This is a genomic window from Pseudomonas sp. efr-133-TYG-23 (genome assembly GCF_030209215.1).
In the GTDB taxonomy this organism is placed as follows: domain Bacteria; phylum Pseudomonadota; class Gammaproteobacteria; order Pseudomonadales; family Pseudomonadaceae; genus Aquipseudomonas; species Aquipseudomonas rhodesiae.
Genome location: NZ_JARVSL010000012.1, coordinates 26,051 through 43,127 on the forward strand (window position 1 = coordinate 26,051; position 17,077 = coordinate 43,127).

20 protein-coding genes are annotated in these 17,077 nt (G+C 61.5%); 8 read left to right on the forward strand and 12 right to left on the reverse strand.

Translation table 11 applies throughout. From position 1 onward, the window contains the following. Window positions 1-42 precede the first annotated feature (42 nt). From rsmD to QRN41_RS07160, 3 genes are read right to left on the reverse strand one after another with little or no spacing between them, the layout of a single operon-like run. On the reverse strand, window positions 43-660 hold the full coding sequence (gene rsmD, locus QRN41_RS07150) for a 16S rRNA (guanine(966)-N(2))-methyltransferase RsmD (protein ID WP_034101294.1): 618 nt from the start codon (window positions 658-660) through the stop codon (window positions 43-45). Further along, on the reverse strand, window positions 660-2,150 hold the full coding sequence (locus QRN41_RS07155) for a M16 family metallopeptidase (RefSeq protein WP_285421405.1): 1,491 nt from the start codon (window positions 2,148-2,150) through the stop codon (window positions 660-662). Before QRN41_RS07155 ends, rsmD begins: the two co-directional genes overlap by 1 nt. After that, window positions 2,143-3,498, reverse strand: coding sequence for a M16 family metallopeptidase (locus QRN41_RS07160; RefSeq protein ID WP_034101292.1), 1,356 nt, complete (start codon window positions 3,496-3,498; stop codon window positions 2,143-2,145). The genes QRN41_RS07155 and QRN41_RS07160 overlap by 8 nt, the downstream gene beginning before the upstream one ends. Before the next feature lie 351 nt (window positions 3,499-3,849). Between QRN41_RS07160 and ftsY the strand changes: the two genes are divergently transcribed. The 4 genes from ftsY (at window position 3,850) to rpoH (ending at window position 7,891) form a co-directional block, all read left to right on the forward strand. Beyond that, on the forward strand, window positions 3,850-5,220 hold the full coding sequence (gene ftsY / locus QRN41_RS07165; protein WP_285421406.1) for a signal recognition particle-docking protein FtsY: 1,371 nt from the start codon (window positions 3,850-3,852) through the stop codon (window positions 5,218-5,220). Continuing rightward, on the forward strand, window positions 5,217-5,888 hold the full coding sequence (ftsE, locus tag QRN41_RS07170; RefSeq protein WP_003176700.1) for a cell division ATP-binding protein FtsE: 672 nt from the start codon (window positions 5,217-5,219) through the stop codon (window positions 5,886-5,888). The genes ftsY and ftsE overlap by 4 nt, the downstream gene beginning before the upstream one ends. Then, complete coding sequence (gene ftsX / locus QRN41_RS07175; RefSeq protein WP_034101290.1) at window positions 5,885-6,907, forward strand: permease-like cell division protein FtsX; 1,023 nt, start codon at window positions 5,885-5,887, stop codon at window positions 6,905-6,907. The genes ftsE and ftsX overlap by 4 nt, the downstream gene beginning before the upstream one ends. Before the next feature lie 129 nt (window positions 6,908-7,036). Then, a complete protein-coding gene (gene rpoH / locus QRN41_RS07180) occupies window positions 7,037-7,891 on the forward strand; it encodes an RNA polymerase sigma factor RpoH (protein WP_005792286.1) in 855 nt (284 codons plus the stop codon). 108 nt (window positions 7,892-7,999) lie between these two features. Here rpoH and mtgA read toward each other — a convergent pair whose 3' ends face one another. Then, on the reverse strand, window positions 8,000-8,722 hold the full coding sequence (gene mtgA / locus QRN41_RS07185; RefSeq protein WP_167417038.1) for a monofunctional biosynthetic peptidoglycan transglycosylase: 723 nt from the start codon (window positions 8,720-8,722) through the stop codon (window positions 8,000-8,002). Between the two features lie 73 nt (window positions 8,723-8,795). Between mtgA and QRN41_RS07190 the strand changes: the two genes are divergently transcribed. The 4 genes from QRN41_RS07190 (at window position 8,796) to trmB (ending at window position 11,044) form a co-directional block, all read left to right on the forward strand. Then, window positions 8,796-9,176 (forward strand): DUF423 domain-containing protein, encoded by a 381-nt coding sequence (locus QRN41_RS07190; RefSeq protein WP_034139680.1) that lies wholly within the window; start codon window positions 8,796-8,798, stop codon window positions 9,174-9,176. Between the two features lie 71 nt (window positions 9,177-9,247). After that, complete coding sequence (gene thiS / locus QRN41_RS07195; RefSeq protein ID WP_167417039.1) at window positions 9,248-9,448, forward strand: sulfur carrier protein ThiS; 201 nt, start codon at window positions 9,248-9,250, stop codon at window positions 9,446-9,448. 66 nt (window positions 9,449-9,514) lie between these two features. Then, a complete protein-coding gene (locus QRN41_RS07200; protein ID WP_285421407.1) occupies window positions 9,515-10,309 on the forward strand; it encodes a thiazole synthase in 795 nt (264 codons plus the stop codon). Window positions 10,310-10,318: 9 nt separating this feature from the next. Then, window positions 10,319-11,044 (forward strand): tRNA (guanosine(46)-N7)-methyltransferase TrmB, encoded by a 726-nt coding sequence (trmB, locus tag QRN41_RS07205; RefSeq protein WP_034101282.1) that lies wholly within the window; start codon window positions 10,319-10,321, stop codon window positions 11,042-11,044. A gap of 78 nt (window positions 11,045-11,122) precedes the next feature. Here the strand turns inward: trmB and QRN41_RS07210 are convergent, their stop codons facing one another. The 8 genes from QRN41_RS07210 to proC form a co-directional block, all read right to left on the reverse strand. Beyond that, a complete protein-coding gene (locus QRN41_RS07210) occupies window positions 11,123-11,446 on the reverse strand; it encodes a DUF3392 domain-containing protein (RefSeq protein ID WP_016972961.1) in 324 nt (107 codons plus the stop codon). 17 nt (window positions 11,447-11,463) lie between these two features. Continuing rightward, on the reverse strand, window positions 11,464-12,666 hold the full coding sequence (gene hemW, locus QRN41_RS07215; RefSeq protein ID WP_285421408.1) for a radical SAM family heme chaperone HemW: 1,203 nt from the start codon (window positions 12,664-12,666) through the stop codon (window positions 11,464-11,466). Next, complete coding sequence (rdgB, locus tag QRN41_RS07220) at window positions 12,663-13,259, reverse strand: RdgB/HAM1 family non-canonical purine NTP pyrophosphatase (protein ID WP_034101279.1); 597 nt, start codon at window positions 13,257-13,259, stop codon at window positions 12,663-12,665. Before rdgB ends, hemW begins: the two co-directional genes overlap by 4 nt. Next, window positions 13,256-13,690: a DUF4426 domain-containing protein gene (locus QRN41_RS07225; RefSeq protein WP_034101278.1), complete on the reverse strand. Its 435-nt coding sequence runs from the start codon at window positions 13,688-13,690 to the stop codon at window positions 13,256-13,258. Before QRN41_RS07225 ends, rdgB begins: the two co-directional genes overlap by 4 nt. 21 nt (window positions 13,691-13,711) lie before the next feature. After that, window positions 13,712-14,332 carry a methionine biosynthesis protein MetW gene (gene metW / locus QRN41_RS07230; RefSeq protein WP_034101277.1) on the reverse strand — a complete coding sequence of 207 codons (621 nt, stop codon included), beginning with the start codon at window positions 14,330-14,332 and terminating at the stop codon, window positions 13,712-13,714. 7 nt (window positions 14,333-14,339) lie between these two features. Next, window positions 14,340-15,479, reverse strand: a complete 1,140-nt coding sequence (metX, locus tag QRN41_RS07235) for a homoserine O-succinyltransferase MetX (RefSeq protein WP_034139676.1) — start codon at window positions 15,477-15,479, stop codon at window positions 14,340-14,342. A 140-nt stretch (window positions 15,480-15,619) separates the two neighbouring features. Beyond that, window positions 15,620-16,207: a YggT family protein gene (locus tag QRN41_RS07240; RefSeq protein ID WP_034101273.1), complete on the reverse strand. Its 588-nt coding sequence runs from the start codon at window positions 16,205-16,207 to the stop codon at window positions 15,620-15,622. 24 nt (window positions 16,208-16,231) lie between these two features. Then, window positions 16,232-17,050 carry a pyrroline-5-carboxylate reductase gene (gene proC, locus QRN41_RS07245; protein WP_034101272.1) on the reverse strand — a complete coding sequence of 273 codons (819 nt, stop codon included), beginning with the start codon at window positions 17,048-17,050 and terminating at the stop codon, window positions 16,232-16,234. Window positions 17,051-17,077 lie beyond the last annotated feature (27 nt).

The window sequence follows — 17,077 nt, forward strand, 5'->3', positions numbered from 1 at the left end:
TGGCGAGCCTGCCCGCCACAAGAATCCGCGTGCTGAAAAGCATTAAGCGCCGCTTTCGACCAACCGATGCCACAACGCGTAAAACACCCGCCCGGATTTTTGCTCCCGATGCAGGCGCCATGCGCCAGGCAGGCCCAGGGTAGAGGGTGCGGTTTCGCTTTCAGTGTAGATCCACGCATCGGCTGCCAGCCATTGGCGTTCTTCCAGCAGCGCACACACCGTGGGCAACAGGTTCTGGTTGAACGGTGGGTCGAGGAATACCACGTCGTATTCACTGGCGGGCTGGGTTTCCAGATAGCGCAGGGCGTCGGCGGTTTGCACCTGACCATTGGTGCAGCGCAAGGTGCCCAGATGCTCCTTGAGGCTGGACACCGCGACATTGCTGGCGTCCAGCGCCTGGGCCTGGGCGGCGCCACGGGACAACGCTTCCAGGAACAACGCGCCGCTGCCGGCAAACGGGTCCAGCACCTTGGCCCCGCCGATGTACGGCGCGAGCCAGTTGAACAGGGTTTCGCGCACGCGATCCGGTGTTGGGCGCAGGCCCACCACGTCGGGGAAGCTCAGCTTGCGGCTGCCCCACTCACCGCCAATGATGCGCAGTTGGCCCACACCGTTATGTACGTTGTGGACAGGTTTTTTCGGGCGAGATGAACTGGCCATTAATGCTCCGGGACCCCGAGCGGCTGCTCGGCGGGTTTATCAGTAGGGGGCGGTAGTGGCTTCTGCGCAATGGTCGGGCCGGCGGTCACGATGATCATCTTGTCGGCGCTCAAGTGTTTGTTCAGCGCAGCCTTGACCTGCTCTACGGTCAAAGCCTGGGATTGTTTCATGAAATCTTCCAGATAGCTCAGCGGCAGGTTGTAGAAACCCATCGCCCCCAACTGGCCGACGATATCGGCGTTGCTCGCGGTCGAGAGCGGGAAGCTGCCGGCCAGCTCGCGCTTGGCGTCATCCAGCTCCTTCTGGGTCGGGCCGGTCTTGAGGTAATCGGCCAGCACTTGCTCCACCAGGCGCAGGGTGCCGCCGCTCATTTCGGCGCGGGTCTGCAGGTTGATCATGAATGGGCCACGCACCTGCATCGGCGAGAAACCGGAGTACACGCCATAGGTCAGGCCGCGCTTCTCGCGTACTTCGCTCATCAAGCGTGTGCCGAAACCGCCGCCACCGAGGATCTGGTTGCCCAGGGACAAGGCTGCGTAGTCCGGGTCGGCGCGGTCGATGCCCAGTTGGGCGAACAGCAGGTGAGTCTGCTTGGAAGGGAACTCGATATGGCTCAGGCCGGCCTTGGGCTCGTCGGGCTGGGCGATTTTCGGCAGGGCAGGGCCCTTGGGCAGCGAGGCGGACACCTTGGCGGTCATGGCTTCGGCTTCGGCGCGGGACAAGTCGCCCACTACCGCAATCACCGCATTACCGGCGGCATAAGCTTTGGCGTGAAAGGCCTGCAACTGCGCCAGGGTGATGTTCGGCACGCTTTCTGGCGTGCCTTCACTGGCATGGGCATACGGATGATTGCCATATAGGCGCTTGAACAACTCAAGGCTCGCCAGTTTGGCGGGGTTCTGCTTCTGATACTCGAAGCCGGCGAGGATCTGGTTCTTGATGCGCGCCAGGGAATCGGCCGGGAAAGTCGGTTGGCCGATCACCTGGTCGAATAGCGCCAGGGCTGCATCGCGCTTGGCACTGTCGCTGAGGCTGCGCAGGGACACCAGCGCCATGTCGCGGTAGGCGCCATTGCCGAAGTCGGCACCCAGGCCTTCAAAACCACTGGCGATCTGGCTGACATCCTTGCCCGGCACGCCTTCGTTAAGCATGGCGTTGGTCATCAACGCCAGACCTGGCACGTCGCCGTCCTGGCTGCTGCCGGCGGCGAACAGGATGCGCATGTCGAACATGGGCAGTTCATGGGCTTCGACGAACAGCACTTTGGCGCCTTCGGCGGTGGTCCAGGTTTGCACATCCAGCTTGCGGTTGGTCGGCGCCTTGCCGTCCAGTTCTGCCAGGGATTGCAGCTTGTTGGCCGATTGCGCTTGATCCAGCGCCTGACTGGCCACCGACTCGCTGGGCCGCAGGAAGTACACGGCGCTCGCGGCGATCAAGGTAACGGCGATCAAGCCGGGCAGAATCAGACGGCTGCTTTTGCGATCACTCATGAGCGGTCTCCTCGGGCAGAACATGGGCGACGCTCAAACGTTCGCGGGTGAAGTAGGTGCGGGCGGCTTTCTGGATGTCTTGCGGGGTCACGCTTTGCAGGTCGGCGAGTTCGCTGTCCATGAGTTTCCATGACAGCCCCACCGTCTCCAGGGAGCCGATGGCCGTGGCCTGGCTGGTGATGGAGTCCCGCTGATAGACCAGGCCGGCGATGACCTGGGCACGGATGCGTTCCAGTTCTTCAGCGGTCGGCGGTTTGGCTTTCAATTCGTCCAGCAGGCGCCACAGGCCGGCCTCGGCCTGGGCGATGGTCTTTTTCTTCTGCTGGTTCGGCGTGGCCGAGAGGGTGAATAGGGTGTCGCCACGGGTATAAGCGTCGTAATTGGTAGAGGCGGCGGATACCAGCTCTTCACCACGTTCCAATTGCTCGGAAATACGCGCGCTATAGCCGCCATCCAGCAGAGCCGAGATCAGGCGCAGGGCCTGCACCGAGCGTTTGTCCTCGGCAGTGGCGAGGCCGGGTACGTTGAAGCCGAGGATTACGCTTGGCAGTTGGGTCTGCACGCGCATTGTCAGCAGGCGCTCGCCGGGTTCGGCCAGCTCCATGGGGATCTTGGCCGGTGGCACGTCACGTTTGGGGATCGGGCCGAAGTAGCGCTGGGCCAGGTTCTTCACCTCGTCCGGGGTCACGTCGCCGACCACCACGAGGGTGGCGTTGTTGGGCACATACCAGGATTGGTACCAGTGGCGCAGCTCCTCGACCTTCATGCGTTCCAGGTCCGCCATCCAGCCGATGGTCGGCGTGTGATAGCCGCTGGCCGGGAAAGCCATCGCCTTGAAGCGTTCGAAGGCTTTTGACATCGGGTTGTCGTCGGTACGCAGACGGCGCTCTTCCTTGATGACCTCGATCTCGCGGCTGAACTCATCGGCCGGCAAGCGCAGGCTGGCCATGCGGTCCGCTTCCAACTCGAAGGCAACGCCCAGGCGGTCGCGGGCCAGTACTTGGTAGTAGGCGGTGTAGTCGTCGCTGGTGAACGCATTTTCTTCGGCGCCGAGGTCGCGCAGGATCAGCGAGGCTTCGCCCGGGCCGACCTTGGCGCTGCCCTTGAACATCATGTGCTCCAGAGCGTGGGACAAACCGGTCTGGCCCGGGGTTTCATAGCTTGAGCCGACCTTGTACCAAACCTGGGAAACCACCACAGGCGCGCGATGGTCTTCGCGTACGACCACCTTGAGGCCGTTATCGAGGGTGAATTCATGGGTCGGTTGTGGATCGGCAGCCAAGGCTGAAAGAGGCAGACAAACTGTGCTGAACAGCAGGCCTGCGGCGCGGCGGGCGAGAGCATTCATTCGTTTTTTAACCTGTTGGGCGGCCCGCTTGGTCTTAGCGTCGGCGGGCGAGGAGGTGCTAGGATACTGATCCGATTTAACGACGGCCACGGCTATCAGGCTCGGGGTGCTTACGTCGCCTCGTATGCAGCCGTAGGAATCATGGAATAAACAGTGGTTTTCCCTGACGTTATTCTATTTTTCGCCGATTTTGTGTCGCTAAAGCCCTGTATTGAATCGTTTTTCTGAGGCTTTATTTGGCCTTACAAAATGTTGCGCATGAACAAGCGGGCGTTAAAGCAGTCTGTTCTGCATCGAATTTTATTTACCGAGGCGCCCTGGCGCGTCGCTACTTTGAGATAGCCGTCCTCCATGTTTGGTTCCAACGACGACAAGAAGACCCCAGCTGCGGCTGGCGAGAAAAAAGGCCTGTTCGGATGGCTGCGCAAAAAGCCGCAGGAAACCGTCGTCGAACAGCCCCAGGTTCAACCTGAGCCTATTCCCGAGCCTCTGATAGAAGCCGCACCGGTTGCCGAGGCGCCGGCGCCCGTGGTGTTGCCTCTGGCCGAGCCGGTATTGCAGCCGGTGGTCGAAGCGGCGCCAGAGCCAGAGCACAAGCCGTGGCCGGAACTGCCGGTGGCCGAGGAGCCAGTTGCGCTGGTCGACGATGTGCAGACTGAGCATGTGGTGCCGCCGATTCCGCCGGTGATCGAGCCCGAGCTGCAACCTGCGGTCGTCGAGCCGACGCCTGCTGCGGTGCCAGTGCAGGAGGTCGCGCCTGCGGTCATCGCCCCGGCGCCCGCCGAAACCAGCAAGACCGGTTTCTTTGCCCGCCTCAAGCAGGGCCTCAGCAAGACCAGCGCCAGTATCGGCGAAGGCATGGCTAGCCTGTTCCTGGGCCGAAAGACCATCGATGACGAATTGCTCGAAGACATTGAAACCCGTCTGCTGACCGCTGACGTCGGCGTCGAAGCCACTGCGGTGATCATCCAGAGCCTGACCCAGAAGGTCGCGCGCAAACAGTTGACCGATGCCGACGCGCTCTACAAGTCTCTGCAGGCCGAACTGGCCGCGATGCTCAAACCGGTCGAAGCGCCGCTGGTGATCACGCCGAACAAACCATTTGTGATTCTGGTGGTAGGCGTCAACGGCGCCGGTAAAACCACCACCATTGGCAAGTTGGCCAAGAAGCTGCAGTCGGAAGGCAAAAAAGTCATGCTCGCCGCCGGCGACACCTTCCGCGCCGCTGCCATGGAGCAACTGCAAGTCTGGGGTGAGCGCAATAAGATCCCGGTCATCGCCCAGCACACCGGCGCCGATTCTGCGTCGGTAATCTTCGATGCTGTGCAGGCCGCCAAGGCCCGCAACATTGATGTGCTGATTGCAGATACCGCCGGTCGCCTGCACACCAAAGACAACTTGATGGAAGAGCTGAAAAAAGTGCGTCGCGTGATCGGCAAGCTCGATGCCGACGCGCCCCATGAAGTGCTGCTGGTGCTGGACGCCGGCACGGGCCAGAACGCTATCAGTCAGGCCAAGCAGTTCAACCAGACGGTGCAGTTGACCGGCTTGGCCTTGACCAAGCTCGACGGCACGGCCAAGGGCGGCGTGATCTTCGCCCTGGCCAAACAGTTCGGGTTGCCGATTCGCTATATCGGTGTCGGTGAGGGTATCGACGACTTGCGCACCTTTGAAGCCGAACCCTTTGTCCAGGCACTGTTTGCCGAGCGGGAGCGTTCATGATTCGATTCGAACAGGTCGGTAAACGCTATGCCAACGGGCATGTCGGCTTGCATGAGCTGAGCTTTCGAGTGCGTCGCGGCGAATTCTTGTTTGTGACCGGCCATTCGGGCGCGGGCAAAAGCACCCTGCTGCGCCTGCTGCTGGCCATGGAACGCCCGACCACCGGCAAGCTGCTGTTGGCGGGCCAGGATCTGGCCACCATCAGCAATGCGCAGATTCCTTTCCTGCGCCGCCAGATCGGCGTGGTGTTCCAGAATCACCAGTTGCTGTTTGATCGCACGGTGTTCAATAACGTCGCGTTGCCGTTGCAGATTCTCGGGTTGTCCAAGGCCGAGATCATCAAGCGCGTGGATTCGGCCCTGGAGCGCGTAGCGCTGTCGGACAAGACCGACCTTTACCCCGGCGACCTGTCCACCGGCCAGCAACAGCGCGTCGGTATCGCCCGCGCCATCGTCCACCGTCCGGCCTTGCTGCTGGCGGACGAACCCACCGGTAACCTCGATCCGCGCCTGGCCGCCGAGATCATGGGGGTGTTTGAAGATATCAACCGACTGGGCACCAGCGTGCTGATCGCCAGTCACGACCTGGCGCTGATCGCGCGCATGCGCCATCGCATGCTGACCTTGCAGCGCGGTCGTTTGATCGGTGACGGGGAGGCTGGCGTATGAGTGCAACACGCAGTCCCAAGGTTTCCGAGCGCGTGGCCCCCAAGCCCGCCGATCCGCAACCGAAGAAGAAAAAACACGACGATGACGACGGGCCGGACTTCGGCACCCTGTTGCGCGCGTGGATCGAAAGCCATCGTGCCAGCTTGCTGGACAGCCTGCGTCGCCTGGGCAAGCAGCCGATCGGCAGCTTTTTCACCTGCCTGGTGATGGCCGTGGCCCTGAGCCTGCCGATGGGTTTGTCGCTGTTGCTCAATAATGTGGAGCGTCTGGGTGGTTCCTGGCAGCGCGCGGCGCAGATTTCGCTGTATCTGAATCTGGACGCCAGCGCCAAGGAGGGCGAAGCGCTGCGCGATGACATCAAGAACATGCCGGGCGTGGCGGATGCCGAGTACGTCAGCCGTGATCAGGCGCTTGAGGAGTTCCAGCAACAGTCCGGCCTGGGCGAGGCGCTCAAGGAGCTGCCGCAGAACCCGCTGCCGGGCGTGGTGCTGGTGACGCCGAACGAGGTCGACAAGACCGCCCTTGAAGCCCTGCGACAAAAACTCGCAGAGCTGCCCAAGGTGCAACAAGCGCAACTTGATCTAGTCTGGGTAGAGCGCCTGGCCGCGATTCTCAAGCTGGGTGACCGGTTTGTGTTCGGTTTGACGGTGTTGTTGGTGTCTGCATTACTTTTGGTGATAGGTAATACCATTCGTCTTCATATTGAAAACCGTCGCACCGAGATAGAAGTGATTAAACTGGTCGGCGGCACGGACAGCTATGTGCGTCGGCCTTTTCTGTACATGGGCGCGCTTTATGGCTTCGGTGCGGGGATTTTGTCCTGGGGTGTGCTGGCGTTCGGGCTGAACTGGCTGAACGATGCGGTGGTCGGGCTGGCCGGGCTGTACGGCAGCGATTTCGCCCTGGCGGGCGTGCCGGTTGCCGATGGTCTGTCACTCTTGCTCGGCGCGGTATTGTTGGGGTATATCGGTGCGTGGATTGCGGTCGCACGGCATTTACGCGAGCTGGCACCGAAGTAGTTAATGTCAGATTAATGTGGTTTCGTTTGTATTGACCGTATCAGTGGTTTAGGGAACTTGTCCTACGGTTCCCGGTCAATTTTCGCAGTGCTGAACTGCACGAGTTATGTGAGTCGGAGGTTTTTTCGTATGACCACTTCTTTGCAACCTGCTTATGCCTTGGTCCCAGGTGCGAACCTGGAAGCCTATGTGCACACGGTCAACAGCATTCCATTGCTGACGCCTGAGCAGGAGCGTGAACTGGCCGAGAGTCTCTACTATGAGCAGGATTTGGGGGCGGCTCGGCAGATGGTGCTCGCCCACCTGCGTTTTGTCGTACATATCGCCCGTAGCTATAGCGGCTACGGTCTGGCCCAGGCTGACCTGATCCAGGAAGGTAACGTCGGCCTGATGAAGGCGGTCAAGCGCTTCAACCCTGAAATGGGCGTGCGCCTGGTGTCGTTTGCCGTGCACTGGATCAAGGCGGAAATTCACGAGTTCATCCTGCGCAACTGGCGCATCGTGAAAGTCGCCACCACCAAGGCTCAGCGCAAGCTGTTCTTCAACCTGCGCAGCCAGAAAAAACGCCTGGCGTGGCTGAACAACGAGGAAGTCCACCGCGTGGCCGAAAGCCTCGGCGTGGAGCCCCGTGAAGTGCGCGAGATGGAAAGCCGTCTGACTGGCCATGACATGGCCTTTGACCCGGCCGCCGAAGCGGACGACGACAGCGCTTTCCAATCGCCGGCCAATTACTTGGAAGACCACCGGTACGACCCGGCGCGTCAGCTGGAAGATGCGGACTGGAGCGACAACTCCAATCACAACCTCCACGAAGCGCTGGAAGTGCTGGACGAGCGCAGCCGTGACATTCTTTACCAGCGCTGGTTGGCGGAAGAAAAAGCCACGCTGCACGACTTGGCGCAGAAGTACAACGTGTCGGCTGAGCGGATTCGCCAGCTTGAAAAAAGCGCGATGAACAAGCTGAAATTGTCCATCGCCGCTTAACAATGTGGGAGGGGCTTGCCCCCCGATTGCGGTGGATCAGTCACACAGAAGTTGACTGGCACTCCGTCATCGAGGGCAAGCCCCCTCCTGCATTTGTTCTGTGTTGAGTCAGTCGGACCAGGGGGCTTTTCGCGCGTTGTTCAGTTCCGCCAGATAACCATCCCCGCCCAGCTGGCTCATCTGTTGTCGAATCCACGCCGCGCGCCGCGCCACGTACGCTGTTGGGTGACTGGCACTCCACACGCGAGGGTTAGGCAGAACGGCCGCCAGATAGCTGGCCTGCTGACGGGTAAGCCCTTTGGCACTCACTCCAAAGTGATGCCGCGCCGCCGCTTCCGCGCCAAACACCCCGTCGTCCCATTCCACGCTGTTGAGGTATACCTCAAGAATCCGTTGCTTGGGCCACAGCACCTCGATCAGTCCGGTAAACCACGCTTCCAGGCCTTTGCGCAGGTAACTGCGGCCGGACCAGAGGAACAAATTCTTCGACACCTGCTGGCTCAATGTGCTGGCGCCGCGTATCGAGCCGCCGCGCTCGTTGTGAGCTAATGCCGCTTGGATCGCGCCGAAATCAAAGCCCCAGTGCTGTGGGAAACGTTGATCTTCGCCGGCTATCACCGCCACCTTGAGCTCGTCGGAGATCTCATTCCATGGCACCCAGGTGCGCTGCAGGTCGATGGGCTCGTCGTCGACCCAAGACTCGATCTTGCGCTCCACCATCAGCGCAGTGAACGGCGGTGGGACGACACGGAACAGCAGCACCAGCAACACACTGCCAATGGCAAACCATTTCACGACTTTGAGTAAGCGACTGAAGAGGACACGCAGCATAGAGATGGCTTGGCCGAACCCGTTGAGCGGGCCATTATACAGACCCTGCCCGATGAGTCTGACTGGAGTTCCCATGCTGCGTAGTTTTCTGATGTTGGCTGCCTTTTTTGGCTTCACGGGCGTTGCTCTTGGCGCCTTCGCCGCCCATGGCCTGAAAAACCGCCTGAGCGCCGATTATCTGGCGATCTTCCACACCGGCGTAACCTACCAGTTGGTGCATACCCTGGCACTGTTCGGCGTTGCTTTGCTGGCCGCTCACATTCCCGGTCGGCTGGTGACCTGGGCGGGCGTGTCGTTTGTCGTCGGCATCCTGCTGTTCTCCGGCAGCCTGTATGTGCTGACCATGACCGGTATCAGCAAGCTCGGCATCATCACCCCCTTCGGTGGCCTGGCCTTTCTGCTTGGCTGGTTCTTTCTGGGCCTGGCTGCCTGGCGCATGCAACTGACCGCTTGACGCTTGGAGCTGACCTTTGGCGGCCAATCGAGCTAGAATGCGGGCCCCTTAAAACGATGGCGGCCCGTGGCATGCGCATTCAGTTGAACGGCGAATCCTTTGAACTGCCCGACGGTGAAACCGTCGCGGCCCTGCTGACCCGCCTGGACTTGACCGGGCGTCGCGTCGCAGTGGAACTCAACCAGGACATCGTCCCGCGTAGCCAGCACGAGGGCACCACGTTGAGCGACGGCGACCAGGTCGAAGTGGTCCACGCCATCGGCGGCGGCTAGTCGCCCCCTTGGCGCGATGGCGCCGCCCGGATTCTGCAGAACCTCACCCCATTACGAGGATTTCCCATGAGCATCGTTCGTAACGACAAGCCCTTCGTCCTGGCCGGCCGTACCTACCAGTCCCGTCTGCTGGTCGGCACCGGCAAGTACCGCGACATGGAAGAAACACGCCTGGCCATCGAAGCCTCCGGTGCCGAAATCGTGACCTTCGCCGTACGCCGCACCAACCTCGGCCAGATCGAGGGCGAGCCGAACCTGCTCGAAATGCTGTCGCCGGACCGCTACACCTTCTTGCCGAACACCGCCGGTTGCTACGACGCCGTCGAAGCCGTGCGCACCTGTCGCTTGGCCCGTGAGCTGCTCGACGGTCATAACCTGGTCAAGCTGGAAGTGCTGGCCGACCAGAAAACCCTGTTCCCCAACGTGATCGAAACCCTCAAGGCCGCCGAAACCCTGGTCAAGGAAGGTTTCGACGTGATGGTCTACACCAGCGATGACCCAATCATCGCGCGCCAATTGGCCGAGATCGGCTGTATCGCGGTGATGCCGCTGGCCGGCCTGATCGGTTCAGGCCTGGGAATCTGCAATCCCTACAACCTGCAGATCATCCTCGAAGAAGCCACGATCCCGGTATTGGTGGATGCGGGCGTTGGCACCGCCTCCGACGCGACCATTGCCATGGAATTGGGCTGCGACGCGGTACTGATGAACTCGGCCATCGCCCATGCCCAGCAACCGATCATGATGGCCGAAGCCATGAACCACGCCATCGTCGCGGGCCGCCTGGCCTACCTCGCCGGGCGCATGCCGAAAAAACTCTATGCCAGCGCCTCTTCGCCGCTGGATGGTCTGATCAAGTAAGAGCCATTGATGACTGAATCACACGAAACGCCGAACACACCCGAAGCCGACGACGCGTCCAAGCACCGCCGCATCAAGAGTTTTGTGATGCGCGCCGGTCGCATGACCGAAGGCCAGCAAAAGGGCCTGGAGCAAGGTGCGCCGCTGTTCGTGCTGCCGCTTGCCGACGCGCCGGTGGACTATGACCAGGTGTTCGGCCGTTCGGCCCCGCGTTCCCTGGAGATCGGCTTCGGCATGGGCCATTCCTTGCTGGAAATGGCCGCCGCTGCGCCGGACCAGGATTTCATCGGGGTGGAAGTGCACCGTCCGGGTGTCGGCGCGCTGCTCAACGGCGTGCTAACCCAGGGCCTGACCAATCTTCGGGTGTACGACTGCGACGCGATCGAGGTGCTTAACCGCTGCATCGCCGACAATAGCCTCGACCGCTTGATGCTGTTCTTCCCCGATCCATGGCACAAAGCCCGTCACCACAAGCGCCGCATCGTGCAGGCTTCCTTCGCGGAGCTGGTACGCAGCAAGCTGAAAGTGGGCGGCATCCTGCACATGGCCACCGACTGGGAGCCCTACGCGGAGTACATGCTGGAAGTGATGAACGTCGCCCCCGGCTACCGCAACCTGGCCGAAGACGGCAAATGCGTACCGCGCCCGGCCGAACGCCCTATTACCAAGTTCGAACGCCGTGGCGAGCGGTTGGGGCATGGAGTGTGGGATTTGAAGTTCGAGAAGTTGGCGTAACGCGCCACTGACTTGAAAGGCAACTCAATGTGGGAGGGGACAAGCCCCCTCCCACATTTTTTTGTGTTGGATTTGAGATCAGCGGCGATCCGCGACGACCCCAATCAACACCAGCACCACCACCAGCACCGGCGCCAGGCTGTAGTTGTTGAACTGGCTCAACCCGCGCACGATCCACGGTGTGGCGTAGATCAGCGCGGCGCCGCTGCCGATCATGCAGACCAGCGCCATCAAGGGCACGCGCAATGCGCCGGCGATGCTGCCCAGGCGGGCTTCGACCCAGCCTTTGATGTCGGCGCCGAACAGCACCAGCAAGCAGCCGACCAGTGCCAGGGAGATTTCCGACAGGTTGCTGCGGCTCCAGCGGGATACGGTGGCGAGCAGGTCGAGTACCAAATCCATTCGAATTCCTTAGAGCGTCAGCTCAAAAACTTCTGCAACAGGTCATTGAGAAAGAGTTGCCCGCGGTCGGTCGCCGCCAGGCGTGACGGTTCGACCTGCATTAAGCCGCTTTGTTCTGCGTCGCGGCGCCCTTCGTCGAGGCTGGCCAGGTCCAGGCCTGTGCGCTCTGTGTAGAGCCTTGCGTCGACACCATCAGTGAGGCGCAGGGCGTTCATCAGGAACTCGAATGGCAGTTCTTCGTTGGTCAGCTCCTTCGCGCCGGCCTGGAAGCTTTTGGCCGGGTTGAGGTAGTCCTTCGGTGCGCGGGTTTTCCAGGTGCGCACGATGCGCCCATCCGGATGGCTGAGCTTGCCGTGGGCCCCGGCGCCGATGCCGATAAAGTCGCCAAAGCTCCAGTAGTTGAGGTTATGCCGCGCCGGGCGCCCCGGTTGGGCATAGGCCGACACTTCATATTGCGCGTAACCGTGTTCAGCCAGCAGGGCTTGGCCGGCTTCCTGGATATCCCACAACGTGTCATCTTCCGGCAGCGCCGGCGGCTGGTTCCAGAACACCGTGTTGGGTTCCAGGGTCAGTTGGTACCACGACAAGTGCGTCGGTTTGAGCGCGATGGCCTGGCGCAGGTCGCTCAGGGCGTCATCCAGGGACTGATCGGGCAAGCCGTGCATCAGGTCCAGGTTGAAGTTATCGAAACCGGCCTGCCGCGCCATGCCGGCAGCGCGGATGGCCTCGTCGCCGTTGTGGATGCGGCCCAGGGCTTCGAGTTTGTCCTGCTGGAAACTCTGAATGCCGATGGACAAGCGGTTGATCCCCAGCTTGCGATAGGCCACGAATTTCTCTTGCTCGAAGGTGCCGGGGTTGGCCTCCAGGGTGATTTCGATATCGTCGGCGAACGGGATCCGCGCTTGCACGCCCTCCAGCAGACGGCCCAGTGCCGTCGCGCTGAACAGGCTCGGAGTGCCGCCGCCGAAAAAGATCGAGCTCAATTCCCGGCCATACACCGCGTGCAGATCCTGGTCGAGATCGGCCAACAGGGCGTCCACATACGCCTCTTCCGGCAACGCCGGGCCGGCGGTGTGGGAGTTGAAGTCGCAATAGGGGCACTTGCGCACGCACCACGGGATATGGATGTACAGCGCCAAGGGCGGCAGCACCGGCAAGGCCGCCCGAGGAGTTTGCGCGCCGCCGTGGATCAGCGGCTGCGCGGAGGTATTCTGGGTCATTTCAGGCCCAGGCGCTGGCGCAGCAACGCCATGGCACGGGCGCGATGGCTGATCTGGTTTTTGTCGGCCGGGCTCAGTTCGGCGCTGGAAACATTGCGCTCCGGCACCCAGAACAGCGGGTCATAGCCAAACCCATGCTCGCCACTGGCCGCGTGCAGGATGCGCCCGTGCCACAAACCTTCGCAGAGGATCGGCAGCGGGTCATCGGCGTGCCGTACCAGCGCCAGAACACAGACGAATTGCGCGCCGCGCTCGGCATCCGGTACGTCCTTAAGGGCATCGAGCAGCTTGGCGTTGTTGGCCGCGTCGCCCTTGCCGTCGGCATAGCGCGCCGAGTAGATGCCCGGGGCACCGCCTAGGAAGTCCACGGCCAGGCCCGAGTCATCCGCCAACGCCGGCAGGCCGGAGATGCGCGCCGCATTGCGGGCCTTGAGGATGGCGTTCTCGACGAACGACAGGCCGGTTTCTTCCGGCTCCACCTGGCTGAATTCACCAATCGAGCGCAGTTGCACGGATTCACCGAGCATCGCCTGCAGTTCTTTGAGTTTGCCGGCGTTATGGCTGGCCAGTACCAGTTGATTAAGGTTCATCATTCGGCCGGAAACAGTTCTTGGTTGAATTGGAAGCTATGCGCTTTGCCGCCGGTTTCAACGTTGATGGTGAAGGTTTTGTATTCCCGCTGGGTCACTGAGTACGGCGCGAGATAGTTGATGCCACCTTTCTCGTTGATCTGCTTGAAGGTGAGGATTTCGCTCTTGCCGCCCAAATCCTTGATAGTGCCCGTCACTTGCGCGGCCACCGGGGTGACGCCCTTGATCACCGTGACGTTGATCAGACCTTTCTCTTTGCTGCGGACCACGCCGATGTTCTGGGCGGTTTCCGGTTGCAGGAAGCTGGAGGTGAAGGTGTTGTAGTGGACGGTGATATCACCGAAGTCTTTCTTGCGATTAGCGTCGATAGCGTCTGCGGCCATGGCGCTGGCGCCCAGGCACGCGGTCAATAGAAATACAGCCAGGCGGCTCATGAGCGTCCCTCTTGAAAGTGATTAGACGGCAATCTTGTGGTCGGCCAGACCGGGGCTGCTGACCCGGTAGATGCCAATTTCGCCCAACAGGTTGGGCCATAGTTTACTCGCCCAGCCGTGACGGTGCTGTTGGTCGACGGCGAGGCGGTTGATCACCTTGGCTTCCCGCTCACCGCATAGGGCTTCGAAGTCTTCGAAGGTGCAGAAGTGGATGTTCGGCGTGTTGTACCAGGTGTAGGGCAGGAAATCCGAAACTGGCATGCGGCCCTTGGTGGCCAGGTACCAGCGGCAGCGCCAATGCCCGAAATTGGGGAAGGTGATGATGCACTGACGGCCCACGCGCAGCATTTCGTCGAGGATGCGGTCCGGGTAATGCACGGCTTGCAGGGCCTGGGTCATCACCACGATGTCGAAGCTGTTGCTGGCAAAGTTGCCCAGGCCCTTGTCCAGGTCCTGCTCGATCACGTTGATGCCTTTGGCCACGCACTCGGCGATGTTGTCCGGGTCGTTTTCCAGGCCGTAACCGGTGACTTGCTTGTTGTCCCGCAGCCAGCTCAGCAGTTCGCCATCACCGCAGCCCAGGTCGAGCACGCGGCTGCCGGCGGGTATCCAGTCTTGGATGATTTCCAGGTCGGCTCTCATGGCGTTCTCACACAGTTATGCGGTTCATGTAGTTGCTAAAGGCTTGCAGGTAGCGCGGGATCGGGATCAGGAAGGCATCGTGGCCTTGCGGAGCATCGATCTCCAGGTAGCAGACATCCTTGCGCGCGGCCATCAGGGCGTCCACCAGCTCACGGGAGCGGGCCGGCGAGAACCGCCAGTCAGTGGTGAACGACATCACGCAGAACTTGGCCTTAGCGGCTTCGAAGGTTCTCGCCAGGTCGTCATCAAATTGGGCGGCCGGGTCGAAGTAGTCCAAGGCCTTGGTCATCAACAGGTAGGTGTTGGCGTCGAAACGCCCGGAAAACTCCTCGCCCTGATAACGCAGGTAGCTTTCCACCTGGAACTCGACGCTGTGAAAGTCGTAGTTGAGCTTCTCGCTCTTGAGCCCACGGCCGAATTTCTCGCCCATGGAGTCATCGGACAGGTAAGTGATGTGGCCGACCATGCGCGCCAGCATCAGGCCGCGCTTGGGAATCACGCCGGCTTCCTGGAACGAGCCGCCGTGAAACTCGGGGTCGGTGAGGATGGCTTGGCGTGCCACTTCATTGAAGGCGATGTTCTGTGCCGACAATTTGGGCGCCGAAGCGATAGCCAGGCAATGGCGCACGCGGTCCGGGTAGGTGATGGTCCATTGCAGCGCCTGCATGCCGCCCAGGCTGCCGCCGATTACCGCGGCCCATTGGCTGATGCCCAGCAGGTCGGCCAGGCGGGCCTGGCTGTGTACCCAGTCTTCCACGGTGAGCACCGGGAAATCGGCGCCAAATGGTTTGCCAGTTTCCGGGTTGAGGCTGCTGGGGCCGGTGGAGCCGTTGCAACCGCCGAGGTTGTTGAGGCTGACCACAAAGAACTTGTTGGTGTCGATGGGCTTGCCGGGGCCGATGCAACTGTCCCACCAGCCGGGCTTGCGCTCGTCGACGCTGTGGAAGCCCGCCGCATGATGATGGCCGGACAAGGCGTGGCAGATCAGCACGGCGTTGCTCGCCGTGGCGTTCAGTTGGCCGTAGGTTTCGTAGATCAGGTCATAGGCTGGCAGCGACCGGCCGCAGGCCAGGGCCAGCGGTTCGCTGAAGTGCGCCACTTGGGGCACCACCAGTCCAACAGAATCGGGGGGGAAGGCAGCTGGCATCGACCCTGCTCTCGTTTAAATGAGGCGTAAGTCTAAAGAGCGGGGACTCCAGCGGCAAGCAAAGGCCTGCATGGATGCAATCCAATGGCGCAGATACAAAAAGTGGGAGGGAGCAAGCTCCCTCCCACCGTTGCGGCGCGTCAGATCAGGCCAAACAGCTCTTTGGGCATGAATGCATAGAACGCCAGGCGCGGAATCACCCAACTCTGTATCAGTTGAATGGCAATAAACGCGAAGATCGGCGAAATATCCAGGCCGCCCAGGTTAGGGATCAGGCGACGGAACGGCGCCAACACTGGCTCGGTGATCTGGTAGACCAGTTCGGCGCCTGGGCTGCGGCTGCCTGGGGCCACCCAGGACAGGATCACGCTGATGATCATCGACCAGAACAGAATCTTCAGGAACAGCGAGAAGATACCGATCAGCGCCCAAGGCAACAGCAGCACCGTAAAGGCCTGGTAGCCGTTCAGCGTCAGCACCACCACGAACAACAGGATTTGCAGCAGCAGCGCCAGCACCAGCGACGACATGTCCAGCCCGAACAGGCTCGGGATCACCCGACGCAGCGGCTTGAGCAGCGGCTGGGTGGCCTTGACCACGAACTGGCACAGCGGGTTGTAGAAGTTCGCCCGCACCAATTGCAGGATAAAGCGCATCAACACGATCAGCAGATACAGGCTGCCCAGGGTCTGGATGATGAAGATGAGGGCGTCATTGAGTCCAAGCATCATTAATTCCTTCGTAAGGGACGATTATTTGCCCAGTTGCTCGGCCAGCTCGGCCGAACGGTGTGCCGCGGCACCCAGGGCTTTCTCCACCAAGGCTTCAAAGCCACCGGCCTGGAACGATTCAATGGCGGCCTGGGTGGTGCCACCCGGCGAGGTCACGCGGCGGCGCAACTCTGCGGCGTCCACATCGCTGGACACGGCCATATGCGCGGCGCCCAGGGCCGTCTGCTCGGCCAGTTGCTCGGCGACGTCCTTGGGCAGGCCCAGTTTCACGCCGGCGGCGGTCATGGATTCGATGAGTAGAAAGAAATACGCCGGGCCGCTGCCGGACACGGCGGTGACTGCGTCCAGTTGCTGCTCCTGCTCCAGCCACAGGGCAATGCCCACGGCGGACAGCAGTTCCTGCGCCTGGTCGCGCTGTTCGGCGCTCACTTGAGCGGTGGCATACAGCCCGCTCACGCCCTGGCGCACCAGCGCCGGGGTGTTGGGCATGCAACGTACGATCGGCTGTGCGCCAAGCCAGGCGTTCATGCTGGCGCAGGTGATGCCGGCGGCGATGGACACCACCAGCTGATGCGGCTGCAGATGGGGGCGCAGGCTTTCGCACACCGCTTTCATGGCCTGCGGCTTGACCGCCAGTACGATCACGTCGACGCCACGGATGGCCTCGGCGTTATCGGCGAAGGTTTCGATGCCGTGCTCGGCGCTGACGCGGGCACGGGTGTCGGCGCCCGGATCGCTGGCGCGGATCTGCGCCGGCTCCAGCCCCTTGGCCCGTAGACCGCCGATCAGACTGGCCGCCATGTTACCGGCGCCGATAAAGGCAATACGCGTGTTACTCATGACAGGTCCTTACTCAGAGGGAAGTCA

Coding starts and splice junctions, on each gene's coding strand:
- rsmD (WP_034101294.1), bottom strand. CDS start 660: ATGGCCAGTTCATCTCGCCCGAAAAAACCTGTCCACAACGTACATAAC.
- QRN41_RS07155 (WP_285421405.1), bottom strand. CDS start 2,150: ATGAGTGATCGCAAAAGCAGCCGTCTGATTCTGCCCGGCTTGATCGCC.
- QRN41_RS07160 (WP_034101292.1), bottom strand. CDS start 3,498: ATGAATGCTCTCGCCCGCCGCGCCGCAGGCCTGCTGTTCAGCACAGTT.
- ftsY (WP_285421406.1), top strand. CDS start 3,850: ATGTTTGGTTCCAACGACGACAAGAAGACCCCAGCTGCGGCTGGCGAG.
- ftsE (WP_003176700.1), top strand. CDS start 5,217: ATGATTCGATTCGAACAGGTCGGTAAACGCTATGCCAACGGGCATGTC.
- ftsX (WP_034101290.1), top strand. CDS start 5,885: ATGAGTGCAACACGCAGTCCCAAGGTTTCCGAGCGCGTGGCCCCCAAG.
- rpoH (WP_005792286.1), top strand. CDS start 7,037: ATGACCACTTCTTTGCAACCTGCTTATGCCTTGGTCCCAGGTGCGAAC.
- mtgA (WP_167417038.1), bottom strand. CDS start 8,722: ATGCTGCGTGTCCTCTTCAGTCGCTTACTCAAAGTCGTGAAATGGTTT.
- QRN41_RS07190 (WP_034139680.1), top strand. CDS start 8,796: ATGCTGCGTAGTTTTCTGATGTTGGCTGCCTTTTTTGGCTTCACGGGC.
- thiS (WP_167417039.1), top strand. CDS start 9,248: ATGCGCATTCAGTTGAACGGCGAATCCTTTGAACTGCCCGACGGTGAA.
- QRN41_RS07200 (WP_285421407.1), top strand. CDS start 9,515: ATGAGCATCGTTCGTAACGACAAGCCCTTCGTCCTGGCCGGCCGTACC.
- trmB (WP_034101282.1), top strand. CDS start 10,319: ATGACTGAATCACACGAAACGCCGAACACACCCGAAGCCGACGACGCG.
- QRN41_RS07210 (WP_016972961.1), bottom strand. CDS start 11,446: ATGGATTTGGTACTCGACCTGCTCGCCACCGTATCCCGCTGGAGCCGC.
- hemW (WP_285421408.1), bottom strand. CDS start 12,666: ATGACCCAGAATACCTCCGCGCAGCCGCTGATCCACGGCGGCGCGCAA.
- rdgB (WP_034101279.1), bottom strand. CDS start 13,259: ATGATGAACCTTAATCAACTGGTACTGGCCAGCCATAACGCCGGCAAA.
- QRN41_RS07225 (WP_034101278.1), bottom strand. CDS start 13,690: ATGAGCCGCCTGGCTGTATTTCTATTGACCGCGTGCCTGGGCGCCAGC.
- metW (WP_034101277.1), bottom strand. CDS start 14,332: ATGAGAGCCGACCTGGAAATCATCCAAGACTGGATACCCGCCGGCAGC.
- metX (WP_034139676.1), bottom strand. CDS start 15,479: ATGCCAGCTGCCTTCCCCCCCGATTCTGTTGGACTGGTGGTGCCCCAA.
- QRN41_RS07240 (WP_034101273.1), bottom strand. CDS start 16,207: ATGCTTGGACTCAATGACGCCCTCATCTTCATCATCCAGACCCTGGGC.
- proC (WP_034101272.1), bottom strand. CDS start 17,050: ATGAGTAACACGCGTATTGCCTTTATCGGCGCCGGTAACATGGCGGCC.